General features: G+C 68.8%; 16 protein-coding genes and 1 pseudogene. 13 read left to right on the top strand and 4 right to left on the bottom strand.

Annotated features, from left to right (window positions below):
- From GFD21_RS11150 to GFD21_RS08325, 4 genes are all read left to right on the top strand, one after another.
- The coding region (locus GFD21_RS11150; RefSeq protein WP_225431745.1) for a helicase at positions 1 to 1,741 on the top strand (1,741 nt) is incomplete at its 5' end.
- 8 nt (positions 1,742 to 1,749) lie between these two features.
- Positions 1,750 to 2,799 carry an HAD-IIA family hydrolase gene (locus GFD21_RS08335; protein ID WP_163197521.1) on the top strand — a complete coding sequence of 350 codons (1,050 nt, stop codon included), beginning with the start codon at positions 1,750 to 1,752 and terminating at the stop codon, positions 2,797 to 2,799.
- A 57-nt stretch (positions 2,800 to 2,856) separates the two neighbouring features.
- Positions 2,857 to 3,108, top strand: a complete 252-nt coding sequence (locus GFD21_RS08330) for a hypothetical protein (RefSeq protein WP_163197448.1) — start codon at positions 2,857 to 2,859, stop codon at positions 3,106 to 3,108.
- 10 nt (positions 3,109 to 3,118) lie between these two features.
- Entirely contained in the window at positions 3,119 to 3,901 is a 783-nt protein-coding gene (locus GFD21_RS08325) for a TlyA family RNA methyltransferase (RefSeq protein WP_163197520.1), read from the top strand.
- A gap of 35 nt (positions 3,902 to 3,936) precedes the next feature.
- On the opposite strand, the gene GFD21_RS08320 is transcribed toward GFD21_RS08325, so the two are convergent.
- Positions 3,937 to 4,599, bottom strand: coding sequence for a potassium channel family protein (locus GFD21_RS08320; protein WP_163197519.1), 663 nt, complete (start codon positions 4,597 to 4,599; stop codon positions 3,937 to 3,939).
- 90 nt (positions 4,600 to 4,689) lie between these two features.
- Positions 4,690 to 6,156 carry a potassium transporter TrkG gene (locus GFD21_RS08315; protein WP_163197518.1) on the bottom strand — a complete coding sequence of 489 codons (1,467 nt, stop codon included), beginning with the start codon at positions 6,154 to 6,156 and terminating at the stop codon, positions 4,690 to 4,692.
- A gap of 217 nt (positions 6,157 to 6,373) precedes the next feature.
- Here GFD21_RS08315 and GFD21_RS08310 point away from each other — a divergent pair, with 217 nt between their 5' ends.
- The 3 genes from GFD21_RS08310 to GFD21_RS08300 are packed head-to-tail and all read left to right on the top strand — an operon-like array spanning position 6,374 to position 9,851.
- Positions 6,374 to 7,366, top strand: coding sequence for an NAD kinase (locus tag GFD21_RS08310; protein ID WP_163197517.1), 993 nt, complete (start codon positions 6,374 to 6,376; stop codon positions 7,364 to 7,366).
- The gene (recN, locus tag GFD21_RS08305) at positions 7,366 to 9,201 is read left to right on the top strand and encodes a DNA repair protein RecN (protein WP_163197516.1); all 1,836 of its coding nucleotides are present in this window, start codon (positions 7,366 to 7,368) and stop codon (positions 9,199 to 9,201) included. Before GFD21_RS08310 ends, recN begins: the two co-directional genes overlap by 1 nt.
- Positions 9,198 to 9,851 carry an HAD family hydrolase gene (locus tag GFD21_RS08300; RefSeq protein WP_163197515.1) on the top strand — a complete coding sequence of 218 codons (654 nt, stop codon included), beginning with the start codon at positions 9,198 to 9,200 and terminating at the stop codon, positions 9,849 to 9,851. The genes recN and GFD21_RS08300 overlap by 4 nt, the downstream gene beginning before the upstream one ends.
- Before the next feature lie 90 nt (positions 9,852 to 9,941).
- On the opposite strand, the gene GFD21_RS08295 is transcribed toward GFD21_RS08300, so the two are convergent.
- Entirely contained in the window at positions 9,942 to 10,562 is a 621-nt protein-coding gene (locus GFD21_RS08295; protein WP_163197514.1) for a GNAT family N-acetyltransferase, read from the bottom strand.
- 181 nt (positions 10,563 to 10,743) lie between these two features.
- Here GFD21_RS08295 and GFD21_RS08290 point away from each other — a divergent pair, with 181 nt between their 5' ends.
- The 5 genes and pseudogenes from GFD21_RS08290 to GFD21_RS08275 all read left to right on the top strand — a co-directional run bounded on the left by GFD21_RS08290 (position 10,744) and on the right by GFD21_RS08275 (position 13,592).
- On the top strand, positions 10,744 to 11,142 hold the full coding sequence (locus GFD21_RS08290) for a GntR family transcriptional regulator (protein ID WP_163197513.1): 399 nt from the start codon (positions 10,744 to 10,746) through the stop codon (positions 11,140 to 11,142).
- A pseudogene (locus GFD21_RS11475) lies at positions 11,139 to 11,315 on the top strand (ATP-binding cassette domain-containing protein); the annotation flags it as partial. The gene GFD21_RS08290 and the pseudogene GFD21_RS11475, both read left to right, overlap by 4 nt.
- On the top strand, positions 11,264 to 12,052 hold the full coding sequence (locus GFD21_RS08285) for an ATP-binding cassette domain-containing protein (RefSeq protein WP_404801573.1): 789 nt from the start codon (positions 11,264 to 11,266) through the stop codon (positions 12,050 to 12,052). The pseudogene GFD21_RS11475 and the gene GFD21_RS08285, both read left to right, overlap by 52 nt.
- Positions 12,049 to 12,831 (top strand): ABC-2 transporter permease, encoded by a 783-nt coding sequence (locus GFD21_RS08280; RefSeq protein ID WP_163197512.1) that lies wholly within the window; start codon positions 12,049 to 12,051, stop codon positions 12,829 to 12,831. The genes GFD21_RS08285 and GFD21_RS08280 overlap by 4 nt, the downstream gene beginning before the upstream one ends.
- Positions 12,831 to 13,592: an ABC-2 transporter permease gene (locus tag GFD21_RS08275; RefSeq protein ID WP_163197511.1), complete on the top strand. Its 762-nt coding sequence runs from the start codon at positions 12,831 to 12,833 to the stop codon at positions 13,590 to 13,592. The genes GFD21_RS08280 and GFD21_RS08275 overlap by 1 nt, the downstream gene beginning before the upstream one ends.
- Positions 13,593 to 13,716: 124 nt before the next feature.
- Here the strand turns inward: GFD21_RS08275 and thrC are convergent, their stop codons facing one another.
- Positions 13,717 to 15,207, bottom strand: coding sequence for a threonine synthase (thrC, locus tag GFD21_RS08270; RefSeq protein WP_163197510.1), 1,491 nt, complete (start codon positions 15,205 to 15,207; stop codon positions 13,717 to 13,719).
- Positions 15,208 to 15,393: 186 nt separating this feature from the next.
- Between thrC and glyA the strand changes: the two genes are divergently transcribed.
- On the top strand, positions 15,394 to 16,701 hold the full coding sequence (gene glyA, locus GFD21_RS08265; RefSeq protein ID WP_163197509.1) for a serine hydroxymethyltransferase: 1,308 nt from the start codon (positions 15,394 to 15,396) through the stop codon (positions 16,699 to 16,701).
- Positions 16,702 to 16,774: the final 73 nt, after the last annotated feature.

Raw genomic sequence — 16,774 nt, 5'->3', positions numbered from 1 at the left:
GGACCGCGATTTCCGCCGTGACGGCAACGGCGAGGGCGGCGAGCGTCGCGACTTCCACAAGGGCCCGCGCCAGGGCGGTTTCCGCAAGGACGGCGAGCGTGGCGGCTACCGCGGCAACGGCGGTTCCCGTCGTGACGACCGTCGCGGCGACCGCGGCGGCTTCCGCAAGGACTTCCATCGCGATGGCGACCGCGATTTCCGCCGTGACGGCAACGGCGAGGGCGGCGAGCGTCGCGACTTCCACAAGGGCCCGCGCCAGGGCGGCGACCGCGACTTCCGCGGCAACGGCGGTTTCCGTCGTGACGACCGCCGTGACTTCCACCGTGACGACCGCCGCGGCGGCAAGGGCGGTTTCCGCAAGGACTTCCATCGTGACGGCGACCGTGATTTCCGTCGTGACGACCATCGCGACGGCGAGCGTCAGGGCTTCCGCAAGGACTTCCATCGTGACGACCGTCGTGACGACCGTCGCGATCGCGATTTCCGCCGTGACGAGCACCGTGGCGGCAACCCGCGTTACCAGCGCGACGACGCGCGCCGCGGCGAGGAGCGCCGCGAGTTCACCGCGGAGGAGAAGCGCGAGTACCGCGAGCAGAAGCGCTCCGAGTACATGCACAAGGGCCCGCGCCGCAACTCCGACGGCACGGTGAGCTTCCCCTCGCAGAACCCGTACACCGACCGCCGCCCCGACGAGCCGAAGATGCCGAAGGGCATGGTGTGGGGCATGCTCTCCAAGGACGAGAAGGAGCGCCTGCGCGGTCTGTCCAAGGAGCACGCCGAGAACATCGGCCTGCACATCCTGGCCGCCTACACGCTCATCGAGGATGATCCGGACGCGGCGCTCGAGCACGCCAAGTGGGTCGCCCGCCAGGCCTCCCGCATCGACTTCGCCCGCGAGACGCTCGCGTTCGTCGCCTACCGCCGCGGCGACTACAAGCTCGCCCTCAAGGAGTTCCGCACCGCCTACCGCATGAACGGCTTCCTCGACTACCTGCCGTTCATGGCCGATTGCGAACGCGGCCTGGGCAACCCGAAGAAGGCCATCGAAATGGCCGTCTCCGACGACGCCAAGTACCTCAAGGGCGAATCCAAGGCCGAGATGTTCCTCGTCTACGCCGGCGCCCTCGCCGACCTCGAGCGTTGGGACAAGGCCATCGAGATCGTGCACACGCTGGGCCGCTCCAAGGGGCTGGCCGGCGGCTACCGCATGCGCGCCCTGCAGGCCGAGCAGCTCTTCCTCGAGGAGGCCGGCCGTTCCGACGAGGCCATCGCGCTCGACCAGGTCATCGAGAAGCTGGAGAACCAGTACGCCGACTTCGACGAGGACGAGGACAGCGACGACGTGGTCATCGACCACGACCTCGAGCGTCTCGAGGACCCGGACGTGCTCGCCGAACTCGGCATCACCGAGGACGACGCCCAATACGCGCCCGAGGACGAGGATGCCGACGAATCCGACGGCGAGCCCGAAGAGGCCGGCGAAGCCGAAGAGACCGAAGACGGGTCCGACGGGGTCGAAACCGAGTCCGAGTCCGAGGCGCACTCCGAGGAGGAGGCCCAGGACGAGGCCGTGGAGTCCGCCGACGGCGAGACCGCCGACACCGACGAGACCCAGGCCCCGGCCGAGGAGGCGACGGAAGGCGCCGAATCCGACGGCGAGCCGGAGCGGGCCGAGGCCCCGGAGACCGAAGAGGCCTCCGACGAGACCGCCTCCGACGAATCCGCGACGGCCGAGGCGTGAGCCGGACGATGACGCGATTCCTCAAAGGCACCGCGAAGCCGATCGCCGAAGCCTACAAGCTGGCGCTGCTCGACCTCGACGGCGTGGTCTACCGGGGCAAGAACCCGGTGGACCACGCCGCGGCGTCCATCCGCGCGGCCGAGGCCGCCGGCATGACCATCGAATACACGACGAACAACTCGTCGCGTTTCCAGCACGTCGTCGCCGACCAGCTCAAGGGCTTCGACCTCGACGTCGAGCCCTGGCAGGTCATCACCTCCTCGGTGGTGGCCGCCCGCATGGTCGCCAAGGCCGTGCCGGCCGGCTCCACCGTGCTCGTCGTCGGCGCCGAACATCTGCGCGAGGAGGTCGCGCGCGCCGGACTCGTCGTCACCGACGATCCGAGCGACGGGCCCGCCGCCGTCATCCAGGGCTGGTTCCCGGAGATGACCTGGCAGATGATGGCCAACGCGGCGTATGCGGTCGAGGCCGGGGCCACGTACTTCGTGACCAACCGCGACCTGACCATCCCGCGCGAACTCGGCATCGCGCCCGGCTGCGGATCGATGATCCGCGCGGTCATCGCCGCCACCGGCGTCGAACCGGTCGCCTCCGCGGGCAAGCCCGAAGCGTACATGTACGACGAGGCCCGCGAGCTCAACGCCTCCGGCGGCCAGAGCCTCGTGCCCAAGGAGGAATCCATCGCCATCGGCGACCGTCTCGACACCGACATCGAGGCGGGCAACCGCGGCGGCTACGACTCGCTGGCCGTGCTCACCGGCGTCACGAACCCGCATGAGCTCATGCTCGCGCCCGCGCACCTGCGCCCCACCTACGTGGCGCCCGACCTGCGCGCGCTCACCGAACCCATGCACGCCCCGGCCGACCACGGCGACGGCCGGTGGACCTGCGGCGACGCCGAAGCCGTGTTCGACGCGGCGGCCGGTGCGGTCACCGTCTCCGACGCCACGTCGGCGGACGCCCTGCGCGCCGCGATCTGCGCCGCATGGCAGGCCGCCGACGACGGCGTGGACATGACCGGCGTCACGTTGCCGCGATTCGCGCTGCAGGAACGATAGGACACGCACGAGGCCCCGTGGGAACGGGGCCTCGCCGATAGTGGAGGACATTCCACCATGAACGACCACAGCATCGGGGACGGCCCCGTCTCCGGCGCCGGCCTCGCCGTGAACACGGACATAGACACGGCCGGCGCCGCACCTTCCACCGCCACCGCCGCATCCGACGGCGACCCGGCCCGCACGCCGCTCGCCGACCGGTTCGCCGTGCTCGCGGACCTCGACGGCGCGGACGACGAACGCCTCATCGGGGCGTTCCGCGACGTGCTCGGCTCGCTGCGGAACGAACTCGACGGGATCGGCAGGTGAGGACGACGCCATGACCGATCGCTTCGACATCGATGCGGAACCCGTCGACATGCCCGACCGTCTCGACCTGTGGCTGGTCGCCGGGGGAGTGGTCGACTCGCGTTCCAAGGCGCAGCGGCTCATCAAGGGCGGCCACGTCACCGTCAATGGACGGACCGTCACCAAACCGGCGTACGCCATCGGCGACGCCACGCACACGCGCATCGTCGTGGACAAGGGCGACGACTACGTCTCGCGAGGCGCGTACAAGCTCGTCGGCGCGTTCGAACGGTTCGCCGAAGACGGGCTGCCGGAGCCGGAGGGCCTCGACTGCCTCGACATCGGCGCCTCCACCGGAGGGTTCACGCAGGTGCTGCTGCGCCGTGGCGCGGGCCGCGTCATCGCGCTCGACGTCGGCCACGGCCAGCTCGACCCGCGCGTCGCCGACGATCCGCGGGTCATCGAGATGAGCGGCGTCAACATCCGCGACGTGACCGCCGACGACCTGCCGTACCGTCCGGGGATGATCGTCTCCGACGTCTCCTTCATCTCCCTGACCTACGTGATCCCCGTGATCGCGGGGCTGGCGGCGCCGGGCGCGCACATCGTGCTGCTCGTCAAGCCGCAGTTCGAGGTGGGGCGCGCGGGGCTCGACCGCCACGGCGTCGTCGTCAGCGAGGCGTTGCGCGCCAAGGCGCTGGACGACGTGGTCGCATGCGCCGGCGACCACGGCCTGCGGGTCGTCGCCACCGCGCCGAGCCCCATCGAGGGCACGCACGGCAATGCCGAATGGCTGCTCTACGCGCGCGGGTGAGGTGACGGGCCGACGGCCCCGGCAAGCCCGCCCGCTCAGCGGTTCCCGTCGTGGATGAACTTGTCGATCTGGTCCTCGGTGCCCATGATGACCAGTTCGTCGTTGCGGTGCATGATGAGCTCCTTCGAGCCGTACTGGAACTCCTTGCCCGGCGATTTGATGCCCACCACGGTGATGCCGTAGCGTTCGTGCACCTGGGCGTCCTCGATGGATTTGCCCACCGCGTGCGAGGGCGTGTGGATCTTCACGACCGTGTGCGCGCCCTCGATCTCGATGTAGTCCAGGTAGTTGCCGCTCACCAGGTGGCCGACGCGCTTGCCCGCGTCGGTCTCCGCGTTGATGATGTGGCGCGCGCCGATGCGCTGCAGGATGCGCGCATGCTGGACGGACACGCTTTTCGCCCACAGGTCGGTCACGCCCGCGTCCAGCAGGTTGCCGGTGGTGATGACCGACGCCTCGACGCTGTCGCCGATGGCGACGACCGCCGTGTCGAACTGGGAGGCGTCGATCTGTTCGATGGCCAGCACGTCGGTCATGTCCGCCTGGACGACCGGCACGTGCGTCGACCAGCGGGCCACGAGGCCCGGGTCCTTGTCGACGGCGAGCACGTCCTGCCCCATGGCGTCCAGGGTCATGGCCACGGCGCTGCCGAAACGGCCCAGTCCCACGACCAGCACGCTCTTGCTTGATTTCGCCATTGCCTTCCGTCCTTTCCGTGGGATCCCGGTGGTTGTCCCGTGTGGTTGTCCTGTCGAGGTTTCTTGGATGTTCGGATCGTCCGAGGCCGGTCAGCCGACCACGATCGGCTCGGTCGGGTAGCGCACCGCCTCGAGCGTGCGCGGCCTGCTGATCGAATACGCGATGGTCATCGGTCCCAGACGCCCCACCACCATCGTGGCGGCGAGGATCGCCAGCGCGGCCGGGTTGTCCTCGCGGGCGACGCCCACCGTGTAGCCGCCCAGGCCGAACGCGGAGCAGGAGTCGAACAGCGAGTTCGTCAGCGACGCGCCGGAGACGAGCATGAGCGACAGGGACGAGACGAGCACGAGCAGCAGGCAGGTGCTCGTGATGCTCACGGCCGTCATCGCCACGTTCGTGTGGATGCGGTGGTGGAACGTGTTGATGTCCTTGTGCCCGGTGAACGAGGCCCGGCAGATGAGCAGGATCACCGCGAACGTGGTCACGCGGATGCCGCCGGCGGTCGAGGTGCTGCCGCCGCCGATGAACATGATCACGCTCATGAACACCTTCGTCGGCTCGCTCACCTGCGGCACCCACGACAGGTCGAACCCGGAGCTGCGCGGCATGACCGCCGCGACCATCGCGTAGCGCATGCGGGTGTTGAGGTCGGCGTCCTTGAACAGGAACGGGTTGTCCCATTCGACGAGCAGGAACCATGTGAGCGACATGGCGACGATGATGAACGTGACGGTGAGCGTGATCTTCGTGTGCAGGCTCCAGCGCTTCGGAGGCACGTGGGCGCGCGCGCATTTGAGCAGGTTGAGGATCACGGGGAATCCGAGCGTGCCGCAGAACGCGGAGAGCATGATCGGCAGCCCCACGCCCCAGCTGTTGACGTGCAGGCCGGCCGTGTCCGGCGTGAAGCCCGCGTTGTTGTACGACATGACCGCGAAGAACAGCGACTCCCACAGCGACTTGCGCCAGTCGCCCTCGTTGACCTTGAGCAGGCCGGGGAACAGCGCCACGAACGTGATGGTCTCGATGACCATCGTGGTTGCGATGACCACGTTGAGCACGCCGCGGATCTCGCTGAGCTTCGACGTGCCCAGCTCGCTGGCGGTCAGCAGGCGCTGCGTGGACTTCATGTGGTGGTTGATGGCGAGCGTGATCAGCGAGGCGAACGTCATCACGCCGATGCCGCCGAGCTGCACGGAGACGAGCAGCACCGCCTGGCCGAACAGCGTCCAGTGCGTGGTCGAGTTGACGATGGAGATGCCGCAGGTGGACAGCGCGGACACCGCGGTGAAGATCGCCGTCGAGAACGTGGTCGTCTCGCCCTTCGGCGTGGACGGCGGGATGAGCAGCATGGTCGTCGAGGCGATGACCAGCACGATGAAGTACATGATGGTCAGGCGGCCGGGGTGGGAGACCAGATGCTGGATGACGGTGCGTTTGCGCGGCGGGCGCCCGTCGCCGGCCTCGGACTGCGCGAACGTGTTGCCGGAGAACCACCAGGCGTAGCCGTGCGAGGATTCCCGGTTCGACGAGGCCTGGTCAAAGACGGGATTCGCCATGTGCCTCGCTCCTCGTGAAACCTTGGGGTCCTTAACGTGTTCTCTCCTGGCCGGCCCCGAATCGGGCCGTATGTGGGCCATTGTAGGCGTGCGTGGCGAGAAGTGCGCGGCGGGGGCGCGGGAGAGATGCCGCGCGGGCGGTCCGATTCGGTTAGGATGGGGGCTGCAATGTGTCCTGCGCGCCGCCATGGCGCACGTCGTTCCAAGGGGGATCGCGATGTCCGGTGTTCGTCATGCGGTGGTGGTGACCCACACGCGCCTCAGGCGCAGCGGCACCGTGGTCGCCGAGGCGGTGGACAGGCTGCGCGCGGCCGGCTTCGAGGTCACGATCATCGACAACCTCGAGCCGCCCGCGTTCGACGTGCAGCCGCCGGTCGTGGGCGAGGACACCGAGATCGTCGTCGTATTGGGCGGCGACGGCACGATCCTGCGCGCCGCCGAGCTCGTGCGCTGCACCGCCACGCCGATCCTCGGCGTCAACATGGGGCACGTCGGCTTCCTCGCCGAATTCGAAAGCTTCCAGATGGACGAGGCGTTCCGGCGCATCGCCGAACGCGACTACTCCATCGACGAGCGCATGATGGCCCACGTGGACGTGTGGCTGCCGGGTGCGTCGAAACCCATCGAGAACTGGGCGTTGAACGACATCACGCTCGAGCGCGCCGACCGCGGCAAGATGGTCGAACTGTCCATCAGCGTCGACGACGTGGAGATGAGCTCGTTCGGCGCGGACGGCGTCATCGTGTCCACGCCCACCGGCTCCACCGCCTACGCGTTCTCCGCGGGAGGGCCGATCATGTGGCCGAACGTCAAGGCGCTGCAATTGGTGCCGCTCGCCGCGCACGCCCTGTTCGCGCGTCCGCTCGTCATCGGCGCCGATTCGACGTTCACCATCACCATCCTCGACGATTCGATGTCCGACGGCTGGATCTGCTGCGACGGCCGCCGTCAGCGCGCCCTGCCGAAGGGCACGCGCGTCGACGTGCGCGCCTCGCACGGCACGCTGCGCCTCGCACGGCTCTCCGGCGCGCCGTTCACCGACCGCCTCGTCACCAAATTCGACCTGCCGGTCGTCGGCTGGCGCGAGCAGGCCTCGCACGGCGCCGCGGACCGTGCCCCGCACGAGGCGGGGGCCGCCGACTTCCGTTCCGCCTACGCGGACCACGCCGACCTGCATCGGCACGACGGCGACGGGGAGGCGCGCCGCTGATGCTCGAGGAACTCTCCCTGCGCGACCTGGGGCCGATCCGTTCCGCGGTCATCACGCCGGCCGCCGGCATGACCGCCATCACCGGCGAGACCGGCGCCGGCAAGTCGATGCTGCTGAGCGCCCTGTCGCTCATCTCCGGCGGCCCCGCCAACGCCAAGCGCGTGTCCGTCGGCGCCTCCGAGGCGTGGGCGCAGGGCATCTTCGCCGTCGACGACGCGGACGACGACGCTTCCGCGGCGTCCGACGACGCCGGCGGTTCCGATGGGGACGACGCGGACGACGGCGACGAGGCGCTGTCCGGCGGGGCGCTCGCCATCGCGCGCCGCGCCGGCGTCGAACCCGAGGACGGCGAGCTGTTCCTCGCCCGCACCGTGCGCGCCACCGGTCGTTCGCGCGCCGTGCTGGGCGGCAAGACGGTACCCCGGTCGGTGCTCGCCGCCGTCGCGGGCGAACTCGTCACCATCCACGGCCAGACCGAACAGCTCAGGATCGCCTCGCCGTCGCGCCAGCGCGACTTCCTCGACCACGCCGCCGGCGACGAACGCGAACTGGCCGCCTACCACGCCGCATGGCGCGAACTGGCCGACATGGACGCGCGTCTGGAACGCCTGCGTGCGCAGGAGTCGTCCGCGCGCGCCCAGGCCGATTACCTGCGCGAGTCGGTGGAACGCATCAACGCGGTCGACCCGCATCCGGGCGAGTTGGAGGAACTCAAGGCGAAACGCGACCGCATCGAGAACGCGGCCGACATCGCCGAAGGCGTCTCCCGCGCGATCGCCGCGCTCGACGCCTCGCAATTGGACCTCACCGACACCCCGGCCGACGCCACCGGGGCCTCGGACCTCATCACGCAGGCCGCGCAGGCGCTGCGGTCCATCCACGTGGCCGACGGCGGGTTCGACGAGCTTGCCGATCGCCTCGAATCGGTGAACGCCGACCTCGCGGACATCGTCTTCACCCTGTCCGGCCATCTCGGCGAGGACGTCGGTGAGGCGGACCTCGACGCGCTCAACGCGCGCATCCACGACCTCGACGAGCTCACCCGCCGTTGGGGTCCATCCGTCGAGGACGTGATCGCGTGGCGCGACAAGGCCGCGTTCGACATCGAGGACCTCGACGCCTCGCCGGAGAAGCTCGCCGAACTCGAGGCCGAGCGCGACCGGCTGCACGAGGCGGCCGCCTCCGCCGCCGCGAAGCTGCACGGGGCGCGCGCCACGGCGGCCGGGCGTCTCGCCGCGCGCGTCACCGAGGAGCTCACGTCGCTCGCCATGGACGGCGCGTCGCTGGAGATCCGCGTCACGTCGCGCGAGGGCGGCGACGCGCTCGACGCGAACGGCGGCGACGACATCGCGTTCCTGTTCACCCCCTACGAAGGCTCGCCGCAGCTGCCGATGGGCAAAAGCGCGTCCGGCGGCGAACTGAGCCGCCTCATGCTCGCCCTCGAACTGTCCGCCGCGGACATGCACGCGGGCGCCGGCGGGGAGGGGGAGCGGAGCTCCGCGCCCGCCGACATGACGTTCATCTTCGACGAGGTCGACGCCGGCGTCGGCGGCAAGGCCGCGGTCGAGCTCGGCCGGCGCCTCGCCCGCCTCGCCCGCAGCTCGCAGGTCATCGTCGTCACGCATCTGGCGCAGGTGGCCAGCTGGGCGGACTCGCAGTTCGTCGTCACCAAGGAACCGCCGGATGCGGACGACGACGATCTGGGCGTCGTCACCACCGTCGCCGAGGTGAGGGACGCCGAACGCGTCCACGAGGTGGCGCGCATGCTCTCCGGATCCGAATCGGAGGCGTCGCTCGACCACGCCCGCGAACTGCTTAAGGAGAGCGAACTATGACATCACGCAAGGCCGCCATCTTCGACCTTGACGGCACGCTCCTCGACTCGATGGGCGTGTGGGAGCGGATCGACATCGACTTCCTCGGCCGGCGCGGCATCCCCGTGCCGCCGGACTACACGGTCGCTGTCGCGCCGATGCAGTTCCACGAGATCGCCGACTACACGATCGCGCGGTTCGGCCTCGAGGAGACGCCGGAACAGGTCATGGCCGAATGGGACGCCATGGCGCACGAGGCGTACGCGCACGCCGTCCAGGCCAAGCCCGGGGCGTTGGCGTACCTGCGTGAACTGAAGGCGGAGGGCGTCCGGCTCGGCGTGGCCACCACCCTGACGCGGGGCCTGCGCGAGCCGGCGCTGAAGCACACGGGGCTGTTCGACCTGTTCGACGACATCGTCTCGGTCGACGAGCTGGGGTGCGCCGGCAAGTCGCAGCCGGACGTCTATCTCATGGAGGCGGCCCGTCTCGGCGTGGAGCCGCGCGACTGCACGGTGTTCGAGGACCTGCTCGTGGCCGTGCGCTCCGCGAAGGCCGCGGGCATGCGCGTGTGGGCCATGCGCGACGACTCGTCGGCGGCCGACTGGCCCGCCATCGTGCGCGAGGCCGACGGCGTCCTCACCGATTTCCGCGACGCGCCCCGCGACCTGTAGACATATATGGGCCTGTAGGCATATACACGACGGGCGGGTGCGCCATCCGCCGGCAGCGGAGTGGCGCACCCGCCCGTGGGATTGCGGGGCTTAGCGCACCGGCAGCAGGTCGGAGGGACGTTCGGCGGCGAAACGCTGCGCCTCGAGGCGTTCGCCCTCCTCGCGTTCGGCGGCTTCGGCGGTGATGCGGCCGGTGAGGCGTGCGATCGGCGCCCGGTAGGTCACTTCGCCGAAGGCGCGTCCGTCACGCTCCACGACGCCTTCCTTGCGGTCGACCTCCGTGAAGCCGAGGGATTCGACCATATGGCGGGCGCGCAGGTTGAACGACCACACCTTGACGGTGATGCTTTTCGCCTTGAGCTGTTTGGCGGCGAGCGCGATGCCGAGCTTCATGGCCTGGTTGCCGAAGCCGCGGGCCTGGTAGTACGGGCCGATGAGCACCGACATCGTGGGGTCGCGGTCCGGGTCGCCGCCGTCCCAAGCGGAGACGAAGCCGACGGGGTCGCCGAACGGGTCGAGCACCGTGCGTCCGAACCGGGTGTCGTCGTCGGTGTCGCTCCATTCGTGGAACAGGCGTTCCGCGTCGGCCGTGGGGATCCGGTCCGGGGTCTTTCTGCAGTTTTCCGCAACGGACGGGCTGTTCCACCATCGGGCGAAGAGCGGATAATCGGATGGTTCGGTCCTGCGCAAGGTAACGGCGTCGTTTGGCATGATTGCTCCCTTCACGCGTCATTGTAGGCATGGGGTTTTCGATGACGTGGCGGTGTTAACCGGCTATTCACACGATTCGCCGTGCGGCGTTTCCCCGGACTATCTGTTATACAGTTCTATATAACAGTTAAACAGCTGTGGCGTGACGGGCGACCATAGGACCCATGGAAAGGGGGCGCGGATGAAGCTGATCATCTCATCCGTGTCCGGCGAGCCCATCTACGAGCAGATCAAGACCCAGATCCGCGCCGCCGTGCTCGACGGCGAACTCAAGGCCGGCGAGGCGCTGCCCTCGCTGCGCAAGCTCGCCAGGGAGCTGCGCATCTCGGTCCTCACCGTCACCAGGGCGTACAACGAGCTGGCCGACGAGGGCGTGGTGCAGAACATCCAGGGCAAGGGCACGTTCGTGATGGACAAGGGCAACGAGCTGATGAGACGCCAGCTCGAGAACCAGGTCCGCGGCGCGCTCGCCGAGGCGGTCCGCGCCGCCGAGGCCGCCGGCGTCACGGAGGGCGAGCTGGGGGAGATGCTCGCGGAGGAATACCGCAGGCGACAGTCCCGGAAGGGGGCATCATCATGACCATCGCACGAGTCCCGGCCGCGTCCGCCGCCGTGCCGCCGGCGTTGTCCGTCACCGGAGCGACCAAACGCTACGATTCCGGCTTCACGCTCGACGACGTGACCTTCGACCTGCCGGCCGGATACATCATGGGCCTCATCGGCCCGAACGGCGCCGGCAAATCCACGCTCATCAAGCTCGTCCTCAACATGATCCGCCGCGACGCCGGCGAGATCCACGTGTTCGGCCTCGACAACATCGCCGACGAGGAAGAGGTCAAGGAAACCTCGGCGTGGTCTTCGACTACAGCTATTTCATCGACGCATGGACGGTGGACACGGTGGAGAGGGCCATGGCGCCCATGTACCCCACGTGGGACCACGCCACGTTCGACGCGTATCTGGAACGCTTCGGCCTCGCGCGCAAACGGCAGGTCAAGGAGCTGTCGCGCGGCATGCAGATGAAACTCATGCTCGCCGTCGCGCTCAGCCACGACGCGAAACTGCTCATCCTCGACGAGCCCACCAGCGGCCTCGACGTACTCGCCCGCGACGACCTCATGGACCTCCTGCAGGACTACATCGCGGACGGGACGCGCAGCGTGCTGTTCTCCACGCACATCACCTCCGACCTGGAACGCGCCGCCGATTTCATCACCTACATCACCGGCGGGCGACTCCGCTACACCGGTCCGAAGGACGAATTCACCGAATCGTTCCGCATCGTCAAAGGCGGCCCGGACGACCTGGCGGCCGTCGCGCCCGTGGCGGCGGGGGTGCACCGCTACGCCACCGGTTTCGACGCGCTCGTGCGCACCGGGGACGCGGCGCGCGTTTCCGGCCTCGACGTCGAACCCGCGTCCATCGACGACATCATCCGACTGACCAACGCGCCCGGTGCCGCCGCGGCGGACGGCGAAAGGGGTGCATGATGGGCGGGTCCCCCGTACGCGGCCCGGCCGTGGCCGCACGTTCGCGGACGGCGTGGAAATCCATCCTCCGCGCCTACCGCATGGACTGGTGCAGGATCTCGTCGCCGGGAAGGCTGTTCGTCCCCTCCGTCGTGGCGCTCCTGCCCGGGTTCGTCCTCCTCATCACGGCGGCGGGCGGCGATGCCCGCCCCGATGGGGGCGGGGCCGCCTATGCCGCCGTGTCCGGCGCGTCCGTGTGGATGTACATGATCGTTCCGATGTACGCCTTCATGTACGAGCAGCAGAACGGCGCCGCACGGCTCGCCGGACTGATGCCCGTGACCCGGCGCAGGCAGGTCGCGGCGCGGTATCTGCTCGTGCTCACCTGCACCGCGCTCGTGATCGTCTCCTGGCTGCTGGCCGCCGCCGTGCAGGTCGCGTTCGGCATGGCCGACGTCGCGTCGATCCCCTCGTCCGTGGCGGTGACGGCCGGACAGTACCTCGTCACGCAGGCTCTGCTCTGCCCGCTGCTGTATCGGTTCTCGACGCGGAAGGCGCTCCTCTGGTTCGCCGCGTCCGCGCTGATCGGCTTCATCGTAAGCATGGGGTCGTTCACCGCCGCCATGCGCACGACGCCGTCCGACGCGCTCGGCGGGTTCGTCGGCGCCTTCAACGACGCCGTCGCCATGCTGGCGGGCCATCCGGGGGCGTCGGCGGCCGCGTTCGTCCTGTGCTCACTGATCGCGCTCGCCGTCTCGTACCGTCTGTCGGTGCGCATCTACGAAGGGAGGGAGCTGTGATGACGTCGGCTGTGATGCGTCATGCGACGCCTGTGAAGCCCGCGGGGTCCCCGAAGGACCTGCGCCGCGCCGCCCGGCGACGGGCCATGATGACGGCGTTGCGCATGGACTTCGCGGCGATCTGCGGCAACTCCGCGGTGGCGGCCTCCGTCATGTTCCTGCTGCCGCTGCCGTTGTGCCTGTTCGGGCAGAACCTCGAATCGCCCGCCCTGTCCGCCGTGGCGGTCGCGATGATGGCCTTCCTGACCATGCTGTACTGCGGCATGCTGGTGGGGATGTTCTTCCGGTGGAACGGCGGCGCGCTCGAAAGCCGGATGATCGGCGTCATGCCGGTCTCCCGGCGCACGCAGGTCGATGCGCGCTACCTGTCGGCGATGATGGTGTTCGGCGTCTGTCTCGTGCAGATCGGCGCCGAGGTCGCCATCGCCATCGCCGCGTTCGGTCTTGACGCGGGCGGATTGTGGGTCGTGCCCTACGCCGCGGCGCTGTTCCCGATGCTGGCGGCCATCCAGCTTCCCGTGTTCTACGCGAGCGACGACTGGCTGACCGCATACCACCGGATGGTCAGGGGCGGCATGGCGCTGTTCTTCGCGGCGGTCATCATCCTGCACCTGATTCCGGACGGGGTGCGGATGCGCGTGATCGGCATGCATCCCGCGATGCCGGTCCCCGGATGGGCGCTCCTGTGGCTGGTCGCCGCGATCGCGCTCGCCGTGTCCCATCATCTGTCCGTGAGGCTGTGGTCCGCGCGGGAACTGTAATCTCCACGCTGCTCGTCGTCATCGCCGGCGTGCCAATCGCGTTTGCCTGGCTGTAAGGAAATCCCCCTCAGTCTGGCGTGGGCTGAGGGGGATCGTCGTAGTCGAGGGGAATCGCGAAGCGCGATTACAGCGTCTTGGCGGCCTGCTCGACGAACGCCTCCATGCCGTCGATCGGGACGACCGTGTCGAAACGCACGTCGGCGGTCTCGAGGCCTCGCAGCGCGGCAGGGGCGGTCGTGCCGGTCTCACGCGCGAGCACGTCCATGCATTCGAAGTCGGTGCCGGTCGCGTCGAAGCCGAGGGACTCGTTCACCACGCGCGGGAACTTGTACGGGCTCGCGGTCGCGAGGATCACGCGCGGGGTCAGCGGGTCGCGCGGCATCTGCTGCGCGACGAAGTACGCGCACGCGGTGTGCGGGTCGATGACGTAGCGGTTCCTCTCCCAGCAGTCGGCGATCATCGCGCGCACCTGGTCCTCGTCCGCCCAGCCGCAGCCGAACAGCCGGCGGATCTTGGCGAGCAGCGGCTCCGGGATCTCGTACGTGCCCCAGTTCTTGAGATCGTTCATCAGCATCGAGATGAGGCGCGTGTCGCCATCGGACAGGTAGTAGAGCATACGCTCCAGGTTCGAGGAGATGAGGATGTCCATCGACGGGCTGATCGTCTGGAAGAACGGGCGCTGGCGGTTGTACGTGCCGGTGGTGAGGAAGTCGAACAGCACGTTGTTCTTATCGCTCGCGACCACGAGATGCTTGACCGGCAGGCCGAGCAGCTTCGCGTAGTAGCCGGCGAGGATGTCGCCGAAGTTGCCGGTCGGCACGACGAACTCGACCTCGTCGCCCACGTTGATGACCTGCCGTTCGAGCAGCTGCGCGTACGCGGAGAAGTAGTAGACGACCTGCGGCACGAGACGGCCCACGTTGATCGAGTTCGCGGAGGAGAGCGCCACATGCGAGTCGCCGGCGAGCCTCGCGGCGAGCTCCTTGTCGCCGAAGATGCGCTTGACGGCGGACTGCGCGTCGTCGAAGTTGCCCTCCACGGCGGCCACGTTCACGTTCGAGCCGGTCTGCGTGGTCATCTGCAGCTCCTGCACCTGGCTCACCTTGCCCTCCGGGTAGAAGACGGTGATCGCGGTGCCCGGGGCGTCGGCGAAGCCGGCCAGCGCCGCCTTGCCCGTGTCGCCGGAGGTGGCGGTGAGGATCATGATCCTCTCGTTGGCGTCGCCGTCGGCCGGCGTGGTGCGTGCCATGAACCGCGGCAGGATCTGCAGGGCCACGTCCTTGAACGCGGAGGTCGGGCCGTTGAACAGTTCGAGGATGAAATCGTCGCCGAGCGGCTTCAGCGGCGTGATGCGGTCGTCCGACCACTGCTCGCCGTATGCGGCGTCGATGCACGCGCCCAGCTCCTCGGCCGTGAAATCGGGCAGCAGCGCGCCCAGCACGCGGCGCGCGATCTCCTGATAGGACTTGCCGGCCAGATCGCCGATCCCGACCTTCGCGGAACCCAGCTGGTCGGAGACGAACAGGCCGCCGTCGTCGGCGATGCCCTTGCGGATCGCCTGCTTGGCGGTCAGCGAATCGGTGGTGGAGCGGGTGGAATGGAACGTGGTGGACACGGCGGATCCTTAGCTTGCAGAAGGGATAATGAACCACCATCAGTCTATCGTGGCCCCGCTCCATGGCGTCCGGTGTCCGAGGGGTGAGATTCGTCACCCGGCGGAAACAGGTTCGCCACAAACGGACCGTACACTCGGCGCCCGAACGGCAAACCAGTCGTTACCCACACCGTTTAAGGAGCACACATGACCGCTTCACCCCTCGCACAGAAGGCCACCGACGCATTCAACGCGCCCATCAGCGCCGCCGATCCCGAGATCGCCGAGCTGCTTGACTCCGAACTCCGCCGCCAGCAGGGCGGCCTCGAGATGATCGCATCCGAGAACTTCGTGCCGCGCGCCGTGCTGCAGTGCCAGGGCTCCGTGCTCACCAACAAGTACGCCGAAGGCTACCCGGGCCGCCGCTACTACGGCGGCTGCGAGTACGTCGACCAGATCGAGACCATCGCCCGCGAACGCGCCAAGAAGCTGTTCGGCGCCGAATACGTCAACGTCCAGCCCCACTCCGGCGCCCAGGCCAACGCCGCCGTCTACCAGGCGCTCGTCAAGCCCGGCGACACCGTGCTCGGCCTCGCCCTCGACCACGGCGGCCACCTCACCCACGGCATGAAGATCAACTTCTCCGGCAAGTTCTACCACGCCGAAGCCTACGGCGTGAACCCGGAGACCTTCCGCATCGACCCGGAGATCATCCGCCAGCGCGCCCTCGAGACCCACCCGGCCATGATCATCGGCGGCTGGAGCGCCTACCCGCGCATCGAGGACTTCAAGGCCATGAAGGAGATCGCCGACGAGGTCGGCGCCAAGTTCTGGGTCGACATGGCCCACTTCGCCGGCCTCGTCGCCGCCGGCCTGCACCCGAGCCCCGTCCCGTACGCGGACGTCGTCTCCTCCACCGCCCACAAGACCCTCGGCGGCCCGCGTTCCGGCTTCATCCTCGCCAAGCAGGAGTACGCCAAGAAGCTCAACTCCTCCGTGTTCCCCGGCCAGCAGGGCGGCCCGCTCATGCACGTGATCGCCGGCAAGGCCGTCAGCTTCAAGGTCGCCGGCTCCCCGGAGTTCAGGAACCGCATGGAGCGCACGCTCGAAGGCGCGAAGATCATCGCCGAGCGCCTCCTCGCCGACGACGTCAAGGCCAACGGCATCAGCGTGCTCACCGGCGGCACCGACGTGCACCTGGTGATGGTCGACCTGCGCAACAGCGAGATGGACGGCAAGCAGGGTGAGGACCTGCTCGCCCAGTGCGGCATCACCATCAACCGCAACACCGTGCCGTTCGACCCGCGTCCCGCCTCCGTCGCCTCTGGCCTTCGCATCGGCGCCTCCGCGCTCGCCACCCGCGGCTTCGGACCGAAGGAGTACGAGGAGGTCGCCGACATCATCGGCACCGCGCTCGCCGCCGGCCCGTCCGCCGACGTCGAAGCCCTCAAGGCCCGCGTCGACAAGCTCGTCGAGGACTTCCCGCTCTACCCGGACCTCGACCAGATCCACTGATCCACTGATTCACTGATCGCGGATCGGGCCCCTTCGCCGGATCCGTGGACGCCAAGGCTCCCCTTCGCGGGAG

Source organism: Bifidobacterium platyrrhinorum, assembly GCF_010667645.1.
GTDB classification, from domain to species: domain Bacteria; phylum Actinomycetota; class Actinomycetes; order Actinomycetales; family Bifidobacteriaceae; genus Bifidobacterium; species Bifidobacterium platyrrhinorum.
The sequence above is the reverse complement of the archived record's forward strand: the minus strand, read 5'-3'. Positions and strand labels throughout refer to the sequence as shown.